At 61.8% G+C, this 20,585-nt stretch carries 17 protein-coding genes; 7 read left to right on the top strand and 10 right to left on the bottom strand.

Annotation, left to right across the window (positions count from 1 at the left end; genetic code table 11):
• Window positions 1-146: 146 nt before the first annotated feature.
• Window positions 147-350: a hypothetical protein gene (locus NL154_RS17355; protein WP_221123010.1), complete on the top strand. Its 204-nt coding sequence runs from the start codon at window positions 147-149 to the stop codon at window positions 348-350.
• 335 nt (window positions 351-685) lie between these two features.
• Complete coding sequence (locus NL154_RS17360; RefSeq protein WP_210629969.1) at window positions 686-2,458, top strand: SLC13 family permease; 1,773 nt, start codon at window positions 686-688, stop codon at window positions 2,456-2,458.
• Window positions 2,459-2,542: 84 nt separating this feature from the next.
• Here the strand turns inward: NL154_RS17360 and NL154_RS17365 are convergent, their stop codons facing one another.
• From NL154_RS17365 to NL154_RS17390, 6 genes are all read right to left on the bottom strand, one after another.
• The gene (locus NL154_RS17365; protein WP_221158055.1) at window positions 2,543-3,712 is read right to left on the bottom strand and encodes a M20 aminoacylase family protein; all 1,170 of its coding nucleotides are present in this window, start codon (window positions 3,710-3,712) and stop codon (window positions 2,543-2,545) included.
• A gap of 92 nt (window positions 3,713-3,804) precedes the next feature.
• Window positions 3,805-5,310: a tripartite tricarboxylate transporter permease gene (locus NL154_RS17370; RefSeq protein ID WP_064804722.1), complete on the bottom strand. Its 1,506-nt coding sequence runs from the start codon at window positions 5,308-5,310 to the stop codon at window positions 3,805-3,807.
• Between the two features lie 9 nt (window positions 5,311-5,319).
• A complete protein-coding gene (locus NL154_RS17375) occupies window positions 5,320-5,781 on the bottom strand; it encodes a tripartite tricarboxylate transporter TctB family protein (protein WP_210629967.1) in 462 nt (153 codons plus the stop codon).
• Window positions 5,782-5,957: 176 nt separating this feature from the next.
• Entirely contained in the window at window positions 5,958-6,941 is a 984-nt protein-coding gene (locus tag NL154_RS17380; protein WP_210629966.1) for a tripartite tricarboxylate transporter substrate-binding protein, read from the bottom strand.
• Between the two features lie 246 nt (window positions 6,942-7,187).
• Entirely contained in the window at window positions 7,188-8,522 is a 1,335-nt protein-coding gene (locus NL154_RS17385; RefSeq protein WP_210629965.1) for a sigma-54-dependent transcriptional regulator, read from the bottom strand.
• Entirely contained in the window at window positions 8,519-10,393 is a 1,875-nt protein-coding gene (locus NL154_RS17390; protein WP_434733111.1) for a sensor histidine kinase, read from the bottom strand. The genes NL154_RS17385 and NL154_RS17390 overlap by 4 nt, the downstream gene beginning before the upstream one ends.
• A gap of 109 nt (window positions 10,394-10,502) precedes the next feature.
• Between NL154_RS17390 and NL154_RS17395 the strand changes: the two genes are divergently transcribed.
• Window positions 10,503-11,165: a sulfite oxidase-like oxidoreductase gene (locus NL154_RS17395; RefSeq protein ID WP_210629964.1), complete on the top strand. Its 663-nt coding sequence runs from the start codon at window positions 10,503-10,505 to the stop codon at window positions 11,163-11,165.
• Here NL154_RS17395 and NL154_RS17400 read toward each other — a convergent pair.
• From NL154_RS17400 to NL154_RS17410, 3 genes are all read right to left on the bottom strand, one after another.
• Window positions 11,150-11,719 carry a hypothetical protein gene (locus tag NL154_RS17400; RefSeq protein WP_259672204.1) on the bottom strand — a complete coding sequence of 190 codons (570 nt, stop codon included), beginning with the start codon at window positions 11,717-11,719 and terminating at the stop codon, window positions 11,150-11,152. The genes NL154_RS17395 and NL154_RS17400 overlap by 16 nt on opposite strands.
• Window positions 11,720-11,772: 53 nt before the next feature.
• Window positions 11,773-12,507 (bottom strand): CbtA family protein, encoded by a 735-nt coding sequence (locus tag NL154_RS17405; protein ID WP_434733112.1) that lies wholly within the window; start codon window positions 12,505-12,507, stop codon window positions 11,773-11,775.
• A 109-nt stretch (window positions 12,508-12,616) separates the two neighbouring features.
• On the bottom strand, window positions 12,617-12,826 hold the full coding sequence (locus NL154_RS17410) for a CbtB domain-containing protein (protein ID WP_011426664.1): 210 nt from the start codon (window positions 12,824-12,826) through the stop codon (window positions 12,617-12,619).
• Window positions 12,827-13,058: 232 nt separating this feature from the next.
• Here NL154_RS17410 and NL154_RS17415 point away from each other — a divergent pair, with 232 nt between their 5' ends.
• The 4 genes from NL154_RS17415 (at window position 13,059) to NL154_RS17430 (ending at window position 19,555) form a co-directional block, all read left to right on the top strand.
• Complete coding sequence (locus NL154_RS17415; protein ID WP_210629961.1) at window positions 13,059-13,613, top strand: histidine phosphatase family protein; 555 nt, start codon at window positions 13,059-13,061, stop codon at window positions 13,611-13,613.
• Window positions 13,614-14,090: 477 nt separating this feature from the next.
• Window positions 14,091-15,662, top strand: a complete 1,572-nt coding sequence (locus tag NL154_RS17420) for a putative bifunctional diguanylate cyclase/phosphodiesterase (protein ID WP_434733113.1) — start codon at window positions 14,091-14,093, stop codon at window positions 15,660-15,662.
• A gap of 254 nt (window positions 15,663-15,916) precedes the next feature.
• Window positions 15,917-17,095, top strand: coding sequence for an acetate/propionate family kinase (locus tag NL154_RS17425; protein ID WP_210629959.1), 1,179 nt, complete (start codon window positions 15,917-15,919; stop codon window positions 17,093-17,095).
• 72 nt (window positions 17,096-17,167) lie between these two features.
• The gene (locus tag NL154_RS17430) at window positions 17,168-19,555 is read left to right on the top strand and encodes a phosphoketolase family protein (protein ID WP_434733114.1); all 2,388 of its coding nucleotides are present in this window, start codon (window positions 17,168-17,170) and stop codon (window positions 19,553-19,555) included.
• 43 nt (window positions 19,556-19,598) lie between these two features.
• Here the strand turns inward: NL154_RS17430 and NL154_RS17435 are convergent, their stop codons facing one another.
• Complete coding sequence (locus NL154_RS17435) at window positions 19,599-20,489, bottom strand: helix-turn-helix domain-containing protein (protein ID WP_210629957.1); 891 nt, start codon at window positions 20,487-20,489, stop codon at window positions 19,599-19,601.
• Window positions 20,490-20,585: the final 96 nt, after the last annotated feature.

Consider the following 20,585-nt stretch of genomic DNA (forward strand, 5'->3'; position numbering starts at 1 on the left):
CACGGAGAAATTGCGCCCTCGCCGCGCCCTGCCGTCGAGGTCGTGTTCGCGTCCGGCAAATTTTCACGCGTTGTACAAAATCGGATGACACGCTGAGGCGGGAACAAAGCGAGGATGCGCCGGTTCGAAGGACCGTAAAGATTAGAATGAGTGTCGTGATGAATCTGGCTCTGCTTTTCGGTGCGTTGACATTGACATGTTGGATGATGGGAGGAGCTGTTGCAGTGCTGGGCACTGCCGAGCACCCTCGTCATCACCTGCACCAACTCAGCGAATTCGTTTCGTTGGGCTTCAACGTTTTGGGTATCGCATGTGCGATCGCGATAATTGCGCTCGTGATCGCCGCCTGATCTGCATCGTTATGCTCTGATCTGGTCAAAGCTCACAGCTGCAGGATGACATCCTTACACATCGCAAGTCTGTCAGCTCGCTGCACGGTCGATGGGTCGCAGCGTGTCTTCGGCGCCGGTCGAAGGCGAGATTTCAGCCATCATCCTTGGAGAGCTCAGGGGTGGGATGATGCAACTTCATGCTGCAGGTCTGTCGAGGCTACCGCAGATGCTGGATCCGGAGGTTCGAAGCCCCTGAAGTGTGGTGCCGAGGAACTTGCGCAACGTTACAGCGTTTCTGAATATCGTCTTCCGCTCGGTTGTCGGCGACACCCCAGCCTCGTTCCCAGGTCCGCATGACAACACAACAGATAATCGCATTTTCTGTTATCGCTCTCATGATGGCAGTCTTTATTTGGGATCGCTTCCGCTATGATGTTGTCGCGTGTTGTGCGCTTGTATTGGCAGTCGGGACCGGCATTGTGCCACCGGAAAAAGCGTTCTCCGGGTTTTCGGATGACATCGTCATCATCGTTGGCAGCGCGCTGGTCGTCAGCGCGGGCGTAGCGCGCTCCGGCATTGTGGATTCGGCCATTAAGAGATTTTTCCCGAATCTGAACACGCTTTACACGCAGCTTGCGCTCTTGATGATTGCGGTGGCGATGCTTTCTGCTTTCATCAAAAATATCGGCGCGCTTGCCATCATGATGCCGGTCGCCTTCAAGTTCGCGAAAAAATCCGGTGCCTCTCCCTCAAAATACCTGATGCCGATGTCGTTTGCTGCTTTACTTGGCGGATTGATGACGCAGATCGGCACCTCACCCAATATCGTCGTGTCGCGGCTGCGGGAGGAGATGACAGGAGCCTCCTTCACCATGTTCGACTTCACGCCTATGGGCGGTGTTCTCACGGTTGTCGGCATCACCTTTCTCTTGTTCTTCCACTGGTTGGTGCCAAGTCGCACCAAGCAGAACAGCTCGATCGAGGATGCGATCGAAATCAAGAATTACACCAGCGAAGTCGCGATCACGGCCCAGTCAGCACTGCTTGAGCAGGCATTGAGTGACCTCCTGAATCTCGGTGATGGTGAGGTCATAGCCACCGCCGTACTGCGTGGCGGTACCCGAATGGCTCCGTTCCCCGATCTCACGCTCCGCTCTGACGACATTGTCCTGCTGGAAGGTCCTTCGGCAGCGATGGACCGGATTGTGTCCCAGGGGAAGTTGAAGCTTTCCGGCAAGCCTCTGGCAGAAGGCGGCCACCCGGAGGCGGACATCATTTCGCTTGAGGCAATCGTTAGTCAGGGATCCTCCCTCGCTGGCCTTTCCGCCAAAGAATTGGCGCTTTCCTATACGCGCGGGGTCAACCTTTTGGCGATTAGCCGGCGCGGTGAACGCCTCAAGGAACGGCTGGGAAGCTTGACCATCAGCACCGGTGATGTGCTCCTTCTGCAAGGCAGCCGGGGAAGCCTGACTGCCCTTCTGCAGGATTTCGGCCTGCTGCCACTCGCCCAGCGAGAGGTGCTGCTCGGCACCCGCCGCCGCGCCTTCATTCCGCTTCTTATCCTGGCGCTCGCGATGGCAACGACCGCGGTCGGTCTCGCGCCGGTTCCGGTGGCCTTCTTCGCAGCCGCCCTGGGCATGGTCGTTTTTCGAGCTGTTCCACTCGCGGATGTCTATAAATCGGTTGATGGACCGATCCTGGTGATGCTCGCGGCCCTTATTCCCGTCTCGGACTCCTTGCGCACCTCCGGCGGCAGCGATTTGATTGCCGGCTGGCTGAGTGGGGCGGCGATGAATCTGCCGGCATGGGGTGCGCTCGGCCTGATTTTGGTGACTGCCATGGCCGTTACGCCCTTCCTCAACAACGCCGCGACGGTCCTTGTCATGGCGCCGATCGCCGCCAGCTTTGCAACGGGTCTAGGCTTCAGACCGGAAGCCTTCCTGATGGCGGTAGCCATTGGCGCGGGTTGCGACTTCCTCACGCCTGTCGGCCATCAATGCAACACGCTCGTCTTCGGTCCCGGCGGTTACAAGTTTTCCGATTATCCGCGTCTCGGCTTGCCGCTGTCGGCGTTGATTATTCTCGTTAGCGTGCCGGCGCTGCTATTTGTCTGGCCCGTCAACTAGTGTGGAACGACGTCTCACTTCCGGAAAGTCGTGCATCACTGCCACAGCGCCGCAAAACAGTGAAAACGGACCAATGGACATCGCTCAAATCTTCAACTCCCCCTCCACCAACGCCACCCAGTAAGCCGCCCCGTATCCAAGCGCCCCATCGTTAAAATCATAAGTCGTGTTGTGGTGTAGCGCGCCGTCAACCGCCGGTCCGTTGCCCAGCCAGACATAACAGCCCGGCGCGTTCTGCGCGAAGAAGGCAAAGTCATCTCCAGCCGTCGACGGCGGAAAACTCCTCCGCACGTTTTCAGCAAAGACGGTGCCGGCGGCGGCAAGCGCCCGTGATGTGGCATCCGCATCATTAACGACAGGCGGTATCCGCCGCTCAAAATGATAGTCGGCCGATACGCCATACATCGCAGCCGTCCCACTCGCCAACCGGGCGATCTCGGTCTCCAGCTGGTCGCGCACCTCAGGCGAATAGGCCCGTGCCGTTCCGCCGATCTCCACAATATCGGGAATGACGTTCAACGCCTTCGTATCGCCCGCCTGCAGGAAGCAGGCGCTGACGACCGCCGGCTGCAGCGGGTCGACAACACGGCCGACGATCGTCTGCAGCGATGACAGGAAAGTACCGGCTGCCGTGATCGGATCGCGGCCGAGATGCGGCTTGGCGCCGTGCGTGCCGACGCCGCGAAAGGTGATGCGCCAGCTGTCGGAGGAGGCGAGCTGCGGTCCCTCGACGACGGCGATCTCGTCGACCGCAAGCCCCGGCATATTGTGCAGGCCATAGACGGCATCGCAGGGGAAAAGCCGGAAGAGCCCCTCCTCGACCATGCGCTTCGCCCCGCCGCGGCCCTCTTCGGCCGGCTGGAAGATGAAATGCACGGTGCCGGAAAAATTCAGCGTCGCCGCCAGATGCCGCGCGGCGCCAAGCAGCATTGCCGTATGGCCGTCATGGCCGCAGGCATGCATCTTTCCCGGTACGGTCGATTTATAGGGCCGCTCCGCCATCTCAGGCATGGCGAGCGCATCCATATCGGCTCTCAACCCGATCCTGCGCGTGCCGTTGCCGACTTGCAGGGTGCCGACCACGCCGGTGCCGCCAAGCCCGCGATGCACGGCGATGCCGGCCTCCTCGAGAAGCTTTGCGGCGATACCGGCGGTGCGCTCCTCCTCGAAACCGAGTTCCGGATGCGCGTGCAGATCGCGGCGCAAGGCGGTGAGGAACGGCAGATCGTCCTTGATCCGGGCAGGAATGCTCATGGGCCTGGATATCCCTCCATGTGAAACGGGCGCCCGAACGGCGCCCGCGTCAGATCATTCGTTGTTCATCAAACAACTCGCGAGTTCAACCCTCAAGCTTCTTCGACGAACACCTCCTCGCGCTTCTTCCTGACGCTCGGCAGGAAGACGACGATCAGTACGGCGACCGCGATTGCCAGAAGCGTGGCGCTGATCGGCCGCGTGATGAAGGTGCTGGGGTCACCGCGCGACAGGATCATGGCGCGTCTGAGGTTCTCTTCCAGCAGCGGCCCGAGCACGAAACCGAGCAGCAGCGGCGCCGGCTCGCAGCGCAGCTTTGCCAGCACGTAGCCGATGAGGCCGAAGAAGGCGACGGCATAGAGGTCGTAGACGTTGGAATTGACGCTGTAGACCCCGATCGAGCAGAAGGCCATGATGATGGGGAAGAGTACGTAATAAGGCACCGTCAAAAGCTTCACCCAGAGCCCGATCAGCGGCAGGTTGAGGATGACGAGCATCAGATTGCCGATCCACATCGAGGCGATGATGCCCCAGAACAGCGCCGGCTGCTCGGTGGCGACGTTCGGGCCCGGCACGATGCCCTGGATGATCATCGCGCCGATCATCAGAGCCATGACGGGATTGGCCGGAATACCGAGCGTCAGCAGCGGAATGAATGAGGTCTGCGCTCCGGCATTATTGGCCGATTCCGGCCCTGCGACGCCGGCGACCGCGCCTTGGCCGAATTCCTTCGGCGTCTTCGACAAGCGCTTTTCCACCGTATAGGAGGCGAAGGAAGCGAGGATCGCCCCACCACCGGGCAGGATGCCGAGCGCCGAACCGATCGCGGTGCCGCGGATGATGGGCGCAATCATCTCCTTGAATTCCTGGCGCGAAGGCAAGAGACCCGATACCTTGGCCATCAGCACCGTGCGTGTCGACTCTCCCTCGAGATTGCGCAGGATTTCAGCGACGCCGAAGACGCCGACGGCGAGCGCCACGAAATTCAGGCCGTCCGCATATTCACGGATTCCGAGCGTGAAACGCGGCGTGCCGGTATAGATATCGGTGCCGACAAGGCCGAGCAGCAGCCCGAGCGCCACCATCGCCAGCGCCTTGACGACCGAGCCGTGCGCCAGCGCGATCGAGGAAACGAGGCCGACGATCATCAACGAGAAATATTCAGCCGATCCGAATTGCAGTGCGATGTCGGTCAGCGGCGGCGCGAAGACCGCAACGAGAAAGGTCGAGACCGTTCCGGCGAAGAACGAGCCGAGGGCCGCGATCGCCAGCGCCGCCCCCGCCCTGCCCTTGCGCGCCATCTGGTAGCCGTCGATCGCGGTGACGGCAGAGGAGGATTCGCCCGGCATGTTGATGAGGATCGCCGTTGTCGAGCCGCCATATTGCGCGCCATAATAGATGCCGGCGAGCATGATGAGCGAGGAGACCGGCTCGAGCTGGAAGGTGATCGGCAAGAGCATGGCGATCGTCGCCGTGGCGCCGATGCCGGGCAGCACGCCGATCAGCGTGCCGAGCAGCACGCCGATCAGGCAGAAGAGAAGATTGTCGAACGTTGCCGCCGTCGCAAAGCCGAGCGCGAGATTGCTGAAAAGATCCACCATCGCCTCCTAGAACCGGACCCAGGGGCCGAAGCGTTCGAACGGCAGTCCGAGCCCATAGCTGAAGACGGCGACCGAAAAGATTGTCAGCAGCAGCGACAGGATGACCGCGAATACCAGGTTCATCTTGCGCGACGCAAAGCAGGCGATGAAGGCTGTGAAGAACAGCGCCGGCGCAAATCCAAGCCCGCGCACCGTCAATCCGAAGAAGACGGGAGCCGGCAGAATGAAGAGCATGCCGCGCCAGGCGAAGGGATCGACCGGCTCCCCCTCCACACGCAGCGCCTGAAAGAAGATGATCGCGCCGAGAAGTATCAGTGCGCAGGCAAGGATAAACGGGAAATAACCGGGACCCATCCGCAAAGCCGTACCCAGGTCGAGCCCGACCGACTGATAGGCAAAGAAAGTGCCGGTCGCGACGAAAAGCGCGCCGCAGATCGCATTGGTGCTATCGAGACTGATGGATTTCATAGTGTCTCCTGGAGTTGGAGATGGTTCACGTGACGCGCTGCTGCCGCGATTGCCGCTCATCCGCCTGCCGGCACCTTCTCCCCGCTTGCGGGGAGAAGGGAACATGCCGCAAGCCTCTCGCCTTTTCCGCAATTGCTCAGGGTTATGATGAGGGGCTATTCCTGGCACATCCCTCACTAGTCCGCGTATTCCCCGGCGGCCTCGATCACCGGCTTCCAGCGGGCGATTTCGCTTTCGAGCTTGGCTTTCAAAGCAGCAGGCGTTGCATCTGCATCGGAGGACGGCGCCGTGCCGAGTTCGGCGAAGCGGGCGCCGACATTCGGATCCTTCAGCGCCAGCTGCAGCGACTTCGACAGGCGTTCGTTAATCGCGGCCGGCGTACCCTTCGGCGTGTAGATGCCGTGCCAGATGCCGACTTCGAAGCCCGGCAGGCCAGCTTCGACAGCCGTCGGTACATCCTTCAGCACGTCGAGGCGCTTCGGCGAAGTCACCGCATAGGCCTTGATCGTGCCGCCCTTAATCTGTTTCGTGGTGTTGGTGGTCTGGTCGCACATAATATCAACCTGGCCGCCGAGCAGATCCGTCATCGCCGGGCCGGTTCCTTTGTAAGGAACGGTCGTGAGCTGCGTCTGGATGGCGCTCATGAACATCATGCCGCAGAGATGCGAAGCCGCACCGATACCGGCATTGGCGACGGTGACCTTGTCCTTGTTGGCCTTGACGTAATCGATCAGGCCCTTGAGATCGGTCGGCTCGAAATCCTTGCGCGCGACAATCGTCATCGGCACCTCGGTGACAAGGCCGACATACTCGAAGGCGCCGAGCGTGTCGTAGGCGAGCTTGCGATAGAGCGTGGCGCTTGTCGCCATGCCGATATGGTGCAAAAGAATGGTGTAGCCATCGGGGTCAGCGTTCGCCACCCGGCCGGCGCCGAGCGTGCCGCCGGCACCGCCGACATTTTCGACGACGATCTGCTGACCGAGATCCTTCGACATCGATTCAGCCACCAGCCGCGCGACGGTATCGGTCGGGCCGCCCGCCGCAAAGGGGACGACCATGGTGATGGTGCGCTCGGGATAGGTCTGCGCCGATGCGACACCGGCGAGAAGAGAAACCGCGGCAGCCGCGGTCAGGCCGAGCACGGCCTTCAGGATTTTCATCGTTTCCTCCCTGATGAAACAGCAAGCCCGCCGACACATCCTCCGCGCCGGGGATGACCTATTTGCCGCCGGGAGAAATCGAGCCGCAATCACTACCGTCGCTTCCGCAAGATGATTCTGCGGCAGTGCAATGCAGCATGGGTCGATTTGGAAACAAACGGCATGGGTGATGGGTGGATTTCCACCCAACGCGCAACGTTCCAGGGCTGCGGCACCGTTGCCCCGGAGAATCACCGGAACCCGAACTCAGCTTTCGGTGGTCAGTATCCGCTTATCGAGGCCGTATTTTTGCATCTTTTCGTACAGGGTCTTGCGGGAGATGCCGAGGGATTCATAAACCGGCCTGAGGCTGCCGCCATGCGCCACCAGCGCGCTGGCGATAATCCCTCGCTCGAATTCGGCAACCCGCTCCGCAAGCCCGGTTGCCTCCTCGGTCTGCCGTCCACCATTGTCGAGCCCAAGGACCAGACGGTCGGCGGCATTCCTCAACTCACGCACATTGCCGGGCCAGTCGCGCTGGGCGATGTCGGAGATCACCTCCGGCAGCACGGCCACCTCGTCGCGGCCGTAGCGGGCGGCCGCTTCCCGCACCAGCTGCAGGAAGAGCAGCGGAACGTCTGCCCGCCGCTGCGATAGCGACGGCACATGCAGCGTTGCGACGTTCAGTCGGTAGAGGAGATCGGCGCGGAAGCGGCCAGCGGCTACCTCCGCCTCCAGATCCACCTTGCTCGTCGCGATGAAGCGCACGTCGAGCGGCACGACCTCGTTCGATCCGAGCCTGGAGATCACCCGCTCCTGCAACACCCGCAGGAACTTCGCCTGCAGGTCGAAGGGCATCGAGCCGATCTCGTCGAGCAGGATGGTGCCGCCGCGCCCATGTTCGAACTTGCCGTAACGCGGCCTGACAGCGCCGGGAAAGGCGCCGGCCTCATGGCCGAAGAGCTCGCTCTCGATCAGGTTCGCCGGCAGGGCGGCACAATTGATCGCAATGAACGGCCGGCTCGCCCGGGCGCTGATATCGTGAAGTGCACGCGCCACGACCTCCTTGCCCGCCCCGGTCTCGCCGACGATGAGCGTATCGGCATCGCTGGCGCCGATTGCGCGGATGCGGTAGCGCAGATCCACCATTACCTGGGTGCGCCCCGGCAGCCGCGCCTCGATATCGTCGCGTTTGCCGGCGACCGCCTTCAGCAGCCGGTTCTCAAGCACGAGACCGCGCCGCTCCATCGCCCGGCGAATGACGCCGGCGAGCATTTCAGTCGTGAACGGCTTCTCGATGAAATCATAGGCGCCTTCACGCATCGCCTTGACCGCTAGCTGTACATCGCCGTGGCCGGTGACGAGGATAACGGGCACCTCCTGATCGATTTCACGAATCTTCTGCATCAAAGTCATGCCGTCCATGCCGGGCATGCGGATATCGCTGACGACGACGCCGGGAAAACTGTAGCCGATCAGTTCCAGCACATGATCGCCGCTCGAAAAAGTTTCGACGCTGAAGCCGGAGAGCTCCAGCGCCTGCGCCGTCGAGCGGCGCAGTTCCTCCTCGTCGTCGACAAGCAGGATCTTGGCTTCGTTCATTCGGCTGCCTCCGGCATCAGCCCAGCCGCCGATTGCAGCTCGACGCGGAACACCGCGCCCCCTTCAGGATGATTGGCGGCAGTCAGGCTGCCGCCGAAATCCTTGATGATATTGTAGGAGATCGAAAGCCCGAGGCCGAGCCCCTTGCCCACACCCTTGGTCGTGAAGAAGGGGTCGAAGATGCGCTCGGCGATTGCCGCCGGCACCCCGGGTCCGTGATCGCGCACCGTCAGCACCACCTTGCCGGCCGCCTCGAAGGCCGAAACCTCGATGCGCCTGTCATCCAGTCCTTCAACCGCATCGGCCGCATTGGAGATCACATTCACCAGCACCTGCTGCAGCCGTACCGAACCGGCGCGCACCACCGGCGGCCGCGTTCCGAGATCGAGCCGGAGTTCGGCGTCCGCCGCCTTCAGCCGCCAGGCGATGATCTCCAGCGTGTCGCGCATCGCCTCGTCGAGGGGGACCGGCCCGAGCTTCTCATTCGGTTTGCGGGCGAAGTTGCGCAGGTGCCGGCTGATCGAGGCCATGCGGTCGATCAGCCCGCCGATCCGCCTTATATTGTCGCGCGCCTCCTCCGTTCGCCCTCGATCGATCAGAACGGCAGCGCTGTCCGTATAGGTCTTGGCGGCGGCGAGCGGCTGATTGAATTCATGCGAAAGGGCAGCCGACATCTGCCCGAGCCCGGCGAGTTTGCCCGCCTGGATGAGATCGGCCTGGGTCTGGCGAAGCTGCTGCTCGGTCAACCGCCGCTCGGCGATCTCCTCCTCGATGCGGCTGTTGACGCGGGCAAGATCCGCCGTGCGCTCCTCCACCCGCCGCTCCAGCTCGCCCCGCGCTTCGGCCTGCATCAACATGCGCTCGGCAAGCCGCGCCCGCCGCTGGCGAATGACCGCCACAGCAAGGCCTGCGATGCAAAGGATGAGAAAGGCGGCGACAAGCGCGGTGCGCGCCTGGGCGCGGATGGAACTCGTCTCCATCAGCACATTCACCGTCCAGTCCTCGGCCGGCATATAATGCGACAGCACCAGATACTCGCTTGCGCCCCGATCGCTCGCAAGCGTCATCAGATCATGCGGCTCGAAGCGATGACGCGTCACCGGCAGCGCCGTCAGCTTCGCATTGGCATAGCGCCGCGACGCCTCGGTGCGGGCGATACGGTCGGCCGTCAGCGGCAGGATCGCGCCATAGAGCCATTCCGGGCTGCCGGACATGAAGATGATGCCCTCGGGATCGGAGACGAAGATCTTGTATTCGCCGCCACTCCAGGAGGATTCGATCATGTCGATATCGACCTTGAAGACGATGACACCGCGAATATCCGCGCCGACCCTGATCGGGGCAGAGAAATAGTAGCCGCGCTTTAGCGATGTGGTGCCGAGAGCATAAAACCGCGCCTGCCGGCCTTCGATCGCCTCCTGGAAATAAGGCCGGTAATTGAAATTCTGGCCGACGAAGCTCCCCGGTCCATCGTAATTGCTCGCCGCGATCGTCTCCCCGTCCGGCTTCACCACATAGATGTCGGAAGATTTTAAGAGCCCGTTGATCTCCTTGAGATAGAGATTGGCCGCATCACGCAGTGCCATGTCGTCGGGCGCGCTGACCAGTTCCTTGATATCGTCGTGATCGGCGATCAGCGCCGGCAGCGCCTCGTAGCGGTTGAGGTGGCCGCTGAGCGCCGAGACGGCAAGGCGTAGCGCCGTTCCCGCCTGAGCGGAAGCCTCCTCCATATAGGCGCGCGTCGCAATCGCGCTTCCATAGGTGAAGAAGGCGAAGATGACGAGCGGCACCAGCAGCAGCGCCGCGGTAGCACGATATCTCGAAGACAGATCCGGCTCCTCCCTTTCTGCCTTCACTCCCCAGCAAGGCATGCCCGACGGCTCAGTCTAATGAGGCAAGCGAAGATTTCCAAGAGCTCGCCGAAACTTGACACTCGGCAGGGACGGATGTCCTATTGCTGCACCGCAAGGAGACCCGTTCATGAGCGACGACCAGACGCCCGCCGACAGCAAGCTCACAAACTCCAAGCGCCGCTGGGCATCCGAGGGCAAGTTCCTGACCGGCCGCATCAGCCGTCCCGAGGCCGAGCGCCTGCCGCCCGGCCAGCACCTCGTCAAGAACTGGCCGGTGCTCGATCTCGGCCAGCAACCGGTCATTTCAACCGGGAGCTGGCGGCTTGAAGTACGCGGCCTGGTCGAAACGACACTCACCCTCACCTGGACGGAATTCCAGGCGATCGAGCAGAGCACCAGGATCAGCGACATCCACTGCGTCACCACCTGGTCGCGCTACGATAACAAATGGAACGGCGTTTCGACGCGGGATCTGCTCGATCGCGCCATGCCGCGGCCGGAAGCAGCCTACGTGATGCTGACGAGCTACGACGGCTACACCACCAATCTGCCGCTCGCCGATTTCGCCGCCGAGGATGCGATCCTGGCGACCTCCTGGGAAGGCCTGCCGCTGACACCGGAGCACGGAGGCCCGTTGCGGCTCGTCGTGCCGCATCTCTATTTCTGGAAGAGCGCCAAATGGCTGCGCCGCATCGAGTTAATCGCCGCCGACGAGGCCGGCTTCTGGGAAAAGAACGGCTACCATATGTATGGCGATCCGTGGCGCGAGCAGCGCTATTCCGACGACTGAGCCTTCGGCCGCGAGACGCGACGAAGCGCGAGAACGGCCAGACCGAACAGAGCGGCCAACCCCGTCAGTGACGCCATGCTGGCAGGATGAAGCGGCACCTTGCTCCAGCTCGGCTTGATAATATCGGCGGTGTTGAAAGCCTCACCGCTGAACTGGCAGGTGATGAAGGCAAGTCCGCGGCCCGCCATGTCGGCGTCGATGGCCGAGATGATTTCGCCCGCCGCGGTTGCCTCTCGCGGCATCTCACGCATCGCCATCAGCACGGCTTTCGTCGCCGCGAGATAGGCATGGGCGCATTCGTTGAAAGGGCTTTCCTCGTCCGTCACGCTGCCCGGCATCCGGCCCCAGAAGCAATAGGAATACTGGATTTCCGAGTAGTTCAGGACACGCCGGAACGATTCGTTTGTATCGGCCGCCCGCGACGCCAGCATGCTGATGCTGCTGCGATACTCCGAAATGACCGCCATCTCGCCGTGAGAAATTGCCGGAATATCGAGCCCGGGATGAGAGCCGCCAGAGCTGCTCCCATGGGCGAGGGCATTTCCGATAAACATTGGCAACAGGCTCGCGATCAGACCGAGAAAAGCAAACCTGCCGATATGCCGCATCACCGGAACGCCGGCCGCAGACCGCTCTTGGCGGCAAGACGTCTTTCGGCCAGCGCTCCGAAAACCAGACCGAGCGCTGCCCAAAGGATCGCGTGCATTCCGAGCGTGGTCGTGCGGAACCGCCAGAGCACGATCGCCGAGAAATTCTCGGGCACCTCATTGATCGGCGGCAACAGATAAAGCACGAAGCCGATGAAGACGAGATAGGCGACGCCGGCGATAATCGCGCCGTTCCAGAGACCGAAGCGCTCGCCAAGGCGGCGCGACAGCGCGATCGCGGCAATCAGCGAGGCGAGCGAAACGACGATCATCAGGAAGAACAGTTCGGTCCTGGCGCCGATCGTATCGGGATGGCCGACAGCCGGCGGGTTAGCCGGATATTTGATGGCGGGAACAAGCACGACCGCCACGAAGGCGGCAATGGCGATGACGGCCGAAGTGCCGCGCGCCGATAGGCTGCTGAAGCGGCCGTGCACGAAGGCGAAGGCGAGCGAAAAAAGCCCGCCGACGGCGATGCTGTAGGCCATGACGCCTGTGAAAAGGCCGAGGCCGGCCTGCGTGGCCCGGCTGACGATTTCAGGTTCGGCAGCTTCGCCCGCCGCCTGGGCGCTCGCTTCCTCGAAGGCGATTGCCGCATCGACCAGCGGCTCGCCGAAGGTATGGGCGAAGGCGAAAACGAGGATGCCAGCAATCAGGCCCGCGAGCATGCCGCGAAGCAGAAGCTTTCCAACCATGTCAGTATTCCCCCTTGTCGCGCAAAACTGTGCAGCGGTTTTGCGATAACGACATGCGTAAACAAAGACCTAAAGCGCGAGAAGCGAATCCGAAAGATCGCGATGCGCTTTAGTGACAGGGAAATCCGAGGAGATGGCGGCCGTCATGCACGAATTCGTGCACATACATGCCGTTGAACAGCGCCATCGCGCCCTCCTCGGTGCCGACGAAATAAAGAACGATGAGCATCAGCAGACCGCCGAAGATCGCCCAGGGAAGGATTTCCCCTACAGGGATCGGCGCCGGCGCCGCGACAGGCGCGAAAGTGGTGTCAGACATGTATTCCTCCGGAATGACGCGTTCAGTCGAAAGAGTGTTGTGCGGCAGGGTCTGACTTCCAGCGTGAAGAAGTTTCGACACGCTGGTCACAGTGGCGCGACCGCGCCGGATTTCCACCGGCTTCCAAACCCGCAACAGCACGGTTATATCTGCACGCCGAAGAGACTGTCAACGAAACTTCACGAAGCCGGCAAAGGCCGTCCCCATCCCGTCATCGGAGATCAGAACAATCGTGAATATGCGCCTCACCTGGATCTGCCACGGCGCGACGTCGGCGAACCGCAAGGCCCAGTTTCCGCTCGACGAACCGCTGGAAGAAAAGGCCGTGGAAGAAGCAGCCAGGATGGCCGCCCTCCCCCACGCCGATCGTATTGTCACAAGCCCCGCCATGCGCGCCCTCCAGACGGCTGAGGCGCTCCGTCTCGAAGCGCAGATTGATCCGTCGCTTCGAGATTGCGACCATGGCCGCTGGGCTGGCAGGCCGATCGAGGCGATCGAGGCGGAAGAGCCGGAAAACCTCACGGCCTGGATGACCGAGCCGGGGGTGGCCCCTCACGGCGGCGAGAGTGTTTTCGACCTGCGAAAGCGCGTCGCTGGCTGGATGGATGCCCAGTCCGCCCGAAGCGGTCACGTGATCGCCATCAGCCACGCGGCCGTCATCCGGGCTGCAGTCGCCCACGTGCTTCAGGCGCCACCCTCCTCCTTCTGGCTGAGCGACGTCGAGCCACTCGCCATCCTTCGGATGACCAGCAACGGAAGCCGCTGGTCGCTGCGCTTCCAGCATTAGAGATTCCTTATTTTATCCAGCCTTGCACAAGCAAATCGCGTCATTGCTGTTGAACCCGGTTTTGCGGGGACTACTTCCTTGTCCCAAGGAGATGGAAGAATGACATATGATTGGAGTGGAGAGCGTACACGGCGCCTGCGGTTGATGCGCGTCGCCACGTTCACGGTTTTGGCCGGTCTCATCCTCAGCGTTCCGCTGCTGATCGTCACCGCCTGAAGCACTGGAAAAGGCGAGCGATGCGTCAGCACGCTCGCCTTCGTTCTTCTGGGCATCTTTTCGGCCCAATCACCTGTAGCAACATTCTTCCTGAACGGGACCGGCGAAACAGCCGCAGTGCCGGTCCTGGCCGCATCGCAACGCTATCCGTCTGCCGGCGGCTCACCGCAAACCGCCCCCTCCGATAATTCGCCTTCTGGTTTCAACGAACATTTCAGACTTTCGTGATATCTCGGCGCGGGTGGAGTTGGAGAAGGCATAATGCCGGTGTTTTTCCAGAGCAGAGCCGGAAGGCAATGCATGTCGATCGTCGGTTTGGGGATTACCCTCTGGCTCCTAGCTACATTGCTGCGGTTCGACGACAGCCTGGTTTCCTTCATGACCGCTTTCCGTGAATACGGCGCCGACAAGCTCGTTCTGGGACTCGGCATCGCCGGCACCATGAGCTTCATCTACTCGGTGCTGCGTATTGCCGATCTGCGCAAGGAAATGGAACTGCGCGCCGCCGCCCAGGCAAAGGCCGACTGGACGGCAACGCACGACCATCTGACCAAGCTGCCGAACCGCTATGCCTTCGAGCGCAAAATCCTCTCACGGCCGGTCAGAAGCGACGAGGCCGAAATCGAGGAATGGAACCAAAACGTCACCATCTTCTCCGTCGACCTCGACGGCTTCAAAAAGGTCAACGATCTCGTCGGCCACAAGGGCGGCGACGTCTTGTTGGTCGAAGTTGCCAAACGCATCTGCGCGCTCGGCAATGCCGATTGCGTCTACCGCTTCGGCGGTGACGAATTCATCGTCGTCGCCTTTGCCCTGACGACACAACGCGAGGAGCGCTTCGCCAAGCTGCTGATCCAGGCCGTCACCCGCCCGATTCATATCGATGGTTTTGCCGTCGAAGTCGGCGCCAGCGTCGGCTACGATCGTTGGGTCGAGGGCAGCGAGCCGCTGGAAGACGCCGCCCACCGTGCCGATCTCGCCATGTATGAGGCCAAATCACGCGGCCCCAACCATCATCTCGTCTTCGAAAATTCGATGCAGGATAGGGTAACGGAACGCGCCTCCTTGGAAACCAGACTGCGCGCCGCGATCGCCAATAAGGCGATCAAGCCTTTCTATCAACCGCTGATTGATCTGAAGACCGGCCAGCTTTGCGGTTTCGAAGCCCTCGCGCGCTGGATCGGCGAGGATGGCGTCAACATTCCGCCGCCTGTTTTCATCGACATTGCCGAGGAAACCGGGATGATCACCGCCTTGTTCGAGGATCTCCTTGCGCAGGCCTGCAGCGATGCGCTCACCTGGCCGGAGCATGTCACGTTGTCCTTCAACGTCTCGCCGGTGCAGATGGAAGACAGGCTGCTGACGTCCCGCATCCTCAAGGTCCTTTCGGCAAGCCGGCTACCGCCGCAACGCCTGGAAGTTGAGATCACCGAAAACGCGCTGATTCAGGATCCCGCTATCGCCGCCGTCATTCTCGAAGAGCTGCACGCGGCCGGCATTCAGATCGCTCTCGATGATTTCGGCACAGGCTATTCGAGCCTCGCCCAGCTCGCCCGCTACCGCTTCGACAAGATCAAGATCGACAAAAGCTTCATCGCCACCTATCGCGATGACGAACGCCAGGAAAAAATCGTCCGCGCCATGCTTGGCCTCGGCAGAAGCCTCAATATCAAGACGACTGCGGAAGGTGTCGAGGAGCATGGCCAGCTTGCCTTCCTGCTGCAGCTCGGCTGCGACATCGGCCAGGGTTACCTTTTCGGCAAGGCGATGCCCGCCGCCGAGGCGAGCATCTTCATCCGCGATCGCAACGTCAATCTGGCGTCAACGGCCTGAGCCCAGCTTATTTCAACAGAACCCAAGCTTTTGCGTCCCGATCGGCCGCCACGCACCGTCTTGTTGCGCACGGGGGGCTATTGCAGCTGGAGCTCTTGCCGCCATTGTGCCGCCAATGCTCAATGACCGCACGTGCGAGGTTGACAGGCGTGGGGATCGACCGAAGCAAAGGCAACCGCCAAATGATGCCTTTCCAGCGGGAGTTTCGGCGCTAGGTTCGCCCATCGTGACGACTGCGCGGGGTCTCTGAAGACATGTCATTCCCCGACCTTCTCCTGACCTTCAATGCCGGCTCATCGACTGTGAAGATCGGGGTCTTCTCAATTGATGACGCCGGGGCACGACGCCTCGGCAAGGGCGTCATCGATCTCCGCGCCGAGCCGCTCTCGCTTGACCTGACCAAGGGATCGCAGACATTCGACATGCCGCTGAAGGCGGAGGTGACGGACGATCTGCACGGAGTCATCGACGAGACCTTCACGCGTCTCGCCGATCATTTCGATATGGCGGCCGCAGCCGCGGCCGGCCACCGCGTCGTCCATGGCGGCGAGCGCTTCACGAGCGCCGTCGCGCTTGATGACGCCGCCACCGATGGGATCGAAGCGCTGATCCCGCTCGCACCCCTGCACCAACCGCAAGCGCTGCGCTTCATCCGCGCGCTCCGCCATCTGAAGCCACATCTTGTCCAGACAGCCTCCTTCGACACGGCCTTCCATGCCACGCAGGACGATCTCGTGCGCCGCCTCGCCATACCCCGTTCCCTGCATGAGGAGGGCATCAAGCGTTACGGCTTCCACGGACTTTCCTACAAGTTCATCGCCAGTGAACTCGCGCGCAAGGCGCCGCATGCGGCAAAGGCTGTGGTCGCCCATCTCGGCAGCGGCGCCAGCCTCTGTGCGATGGAAAACGGCATCAGCCGCGATTGCAGCATGGGCTTTTCCACCCTCGACGGCATCCCGATGGCGACACGCCCGGGCTGGCTCGATCCCGGCGTGATCCTGCATCTGGCAGGAGAGAGAAAACGATCGCTGGGTGAGATCGAGGATCTGCTCTATCAACGCTCAGGCCTGCTCGGCGTTTCCGGCATCAGCGCCGATACGCGCGATCTGTTGACGGACGGACGGCCGGAAGCGCGCCAGGCGATCGATCTGTTCATCCTGCGCATTGCCGGCGAGATCGGCCGCATGGCGGTAACACTCGGCGGCCTCGATACCGTCGTCTTCACCGCCGGCATTGGCGAGCATCAGCCGGAAATCCGCGCCGGCGTGGCGAAACGCCTGTCCTGGCTCGGCCTTTCGATTGATGAAAAGGCCAACGCCGCCCACAGATTCACGATCAGCACCGGGGAAAGCCGCATGGCCGCCCATGTCGTTGCCACGGACGAAGAACAGGTGATCGCCGACGAGGCGCTGTCCGTTCTCCGCGTCCGCTGATCCAGATCAATGGCGCGCTCGCGCTAACGGCTAGAACTGACGTTGAACGCGTTTTCGAACGGGAGAAGCCCCATGGAAAAGCATGTCTCGACCGCCGCCGCCCTGACCGATGCTGAACTCACCCTGATCGATCGCTACTGGCGGGCGGCCAACTATCTGTCGGTCGGCCAGATCTACCTGCTTGCCAATCCGCTGCTGCGCGAGCCGCTGCAGTCAGAGCACATCAAGCCCCGCCTGCTCGGCCACTGGGGCACGACACCCGGCCTCAACTTCATCTATGCGCATCTGAACCGCCTCATCCGCGCCCGCGATCTCGACATCATCTACATATGCGGCCCCGGTCACGGCGGGCCGGGAATGGTCGCCAACACCTATCTCGAAGGCACCTACAGCGAAATCTATCCCGATATTACCGAAGACGCCGAAGGGATGCGCCGGCTCTTCCGCCAATTTTCCTTTCCGGGCGGCATTCCGAGCCATGCGGCGCCGGAAACACCGGGATCGATCCACGAGGGCGGCGAACTCGGCTACGCCCTCGTCCATGCCTATGGCGCCGCCTTCGACAACCCCGACCTCACCATCGCCTGCGTCGTCGGCGACGGCGAGGCCGAAACCGGGCCGCTCGCCGCCAGCTGGCATTCCAACAAGTTCCTCAATCCCGCCCGCGACGGCGCCGTTCTGCCGATCCTGCATCTGAACGGCTACAAGATCGCTAATCCGACCATTCTCGGCCGGGCCGGTGACGACGAGCTCAAACGTCTTTTCGAAGGCTACGGCTACGAGCCGTTTTTCGTCGACGGCCATGAGCCGCGCGACATGCATCAACAGATGGCTGCGACGCTGGACCAGGTCTTCGACCGCATCCGTGGGATTCAGGAGCAAGCCCGCAGCGGCAAGGCTGCGGCGGGCTGCCCGCGCTGGCCAATGATCGTGCTGCGCAGCCCCAAGGGCTGGACCGGTCCGAAAGAGGTCGACGGCAAGAAGGTGGAAGGTTTCTGGCGAGCCCACCAGGTGCCGGTCTCCAACTGCCGCGAGAATGAGGGCCATCGCAGGATTCTCGAGGACTGGATGCAAAGCTACGATCCCGAAGATCTGTTCGATGCCGACGGCCGGCTGAAAACCGACCTGCGGGCGCTGGCCCCCGTCGGCAAACGCCGCATGGGCGCCAATCCGCATGCCAATGGCGGCTTGTTGCGCCGGGAGCTCGATGTTCCCGCCATAGGCGACTATGCGGTTGACGTCGGCAGGCGCGGCAGCGTCGCCGCCCAATCGACCGAGATCCTCGGCCATTACCTGCGCGATACGATGAAGCTCAACGCGGAGGCGGCAAACTTCCGCATTTTCGGTCCCGACGAGACGGAGTCGAACCGCCTCGGCAGCGTCTTCGAGGTCACCAACCGCGTGTGGATGGAGGATATCGAACCATATGATATCCATCTCTCCCGCGATGGACGCGTCGTAGAGGTGCTTTCCGAACATCTCTGCCAGGGATGGCTGGAGGGTTATCTGCTGACCGGGCGGCACGGCCTCTTTTCCTGCTATGAGGCCTTCATCCACATCATCGATTCCATGTTCAACCAGCACGCCAAATGGCTGAAGGTGACGCGCGAGATCGAATGGCGCAAACCGATCTCATCGCTGAACTACCTGCTGACCTCGCATGTCTGGCGCCAGGACCATAACGGCTTCAGCCACCAGGATCCGGGGTTCGTCGATCTCGTCGCCAACAAGAAGGCCGACGTCGTCCGCATCTACCTGCCGCCGGATGCCAATACCCTGCTCTGGGTCGGCGATCATTGCCTGCGCACCTATGACCGCATCAACGTCATCGTCGCCGGCAAGCAGCCGGAGCCGCAATGGCTGTCGATGGACGAGGCGGTGAAACATTGCGAAGCCGGCATCGGTATCTGGCACTGGGCAAGCAACGAGGAGGACACGATCTCGCCCGATCTCGTCATGGCCTGCGCCGGCGATGTCCCGACGATGGAAACGCTCGCCGCCGTCGATCTCCTGCGCAAGGCCATTCCAGAGCTGAAGATCCGCACTGTCAATGTCGTCGACCTCCTGGCGCTGCAATCCAGTGACCAGCATCCGCATGGCCTTTCCGACGAGGCCTTCGACGCGATCTTCACCACCGACAAGCCGGTCATTTTCGCCTATCACGGCTATCCCTATCTCATTCATCGTCTGACCTATAAGCGGGCCAACCACGAGAACATCCACGTCCGCGGCTTTGTCGAGGAGGGAACGACGACCACGCCATTCGACATGACCGTGCTCAACCAACTCGACCGCTACCATCTCGCCATCGAAGCCATCGAGCGCGTGCCGGGCCTGAAGGAGAAGGCGAAAGACGCGCTTGCCGCCTTCCACGGCAAGCTCGCGGAGCATCACGACTATGTCAGGGAATACGGCGAGGACATGCCGGAGGTGCGGGACTGGACGTGGCCGGCGGCGTGAGCCATTCGCGACTGACGCGCGCGATGTGAGATGACCGAATGCCCTATGGCCGGTCAAGCCGAGCTTTTTCGTTCATCCGCCAAATCCGCGGCGTTTCGCCGGTATATTTCAGGAAGAAACGCGAGAAATAGGCGGGATCGACAAAGCCGAGGCGAAATCCTATCTCCTGAACGCTGCCGATGGTAAAGACGAGCTGGCGCTTCGCCTCTTCGATCAGTTTCCCGGCGATCAGTTCATGCGGGGTGTTTCCCGTCATCGAGCGAACGATACGGGTGAGATGCGTCGACGAAATGCCAAGTTCCCTGGCGTAGAAGGAAGCCGGCCTGTGCGATCGAAAATGCCGCTGGATCAGTTCGTCCAGCATCTCCATCCGCCGCTCGTTCTCATTTGACGGAAGCTCCTGCGCATATCCTTCATGGGAAATCCGCGCCGTCAGCCGCAACGCCAACCCGACATAGGCGGCCAAGACCTCGTTGCGGCCACCGCGGCGGTTTTCGAATTCGTCGCCGAGCCGCCTCAGCGTCTGCATGACATAGGCAGCCTCGGCATTTCCGGGATCGAGCGGCGTCAGATGCGGCATCGCCAGCCACTCGCCGAGATGGCTTCGCTCGCCGGGCGGGTGGCTGAGATGGGACCTCAATATAGTGATCACGAGGCCGTCGATATCACGTGAGAAGCGAAAGCCGTGATCGAGCCCAGGGGGAACCGTGATGACCGCCGGCGGACGGATGGCATGGCTCCTCTTGCTGAAGATCGCATCGCCCGAGCCGGCTTCGATGTATAATATCTGAAAGAAGCTCTCGTGGCGATGAAGCCGAATCTCCCATTGATGCAGGCTGCTGCGGGAGCGGATTGTTTCGCAATGCAACCAGAATTCCGGCGACCGCCCGATGTTTTCGCCGTAGAGTTCGTAGGTCGGTATGTGTCTGCTCATCGGCTCCCTCCTGCGCCAATGTTCGATTAGTGCAATTTTTAGGCTGGAATGTCCATTGTGGCGATCCGGCCAGCGCGGCAGAATCTGACAAAACGC

The organism is Rhizobium sp. YTUHZ044, from assembly GCF_051123975.1.
GTDB lineage: Bacteria > Pseudomonadota > Alphaproteobacteria > Rhizobiales > Rhizobiaceae > Rhizobium.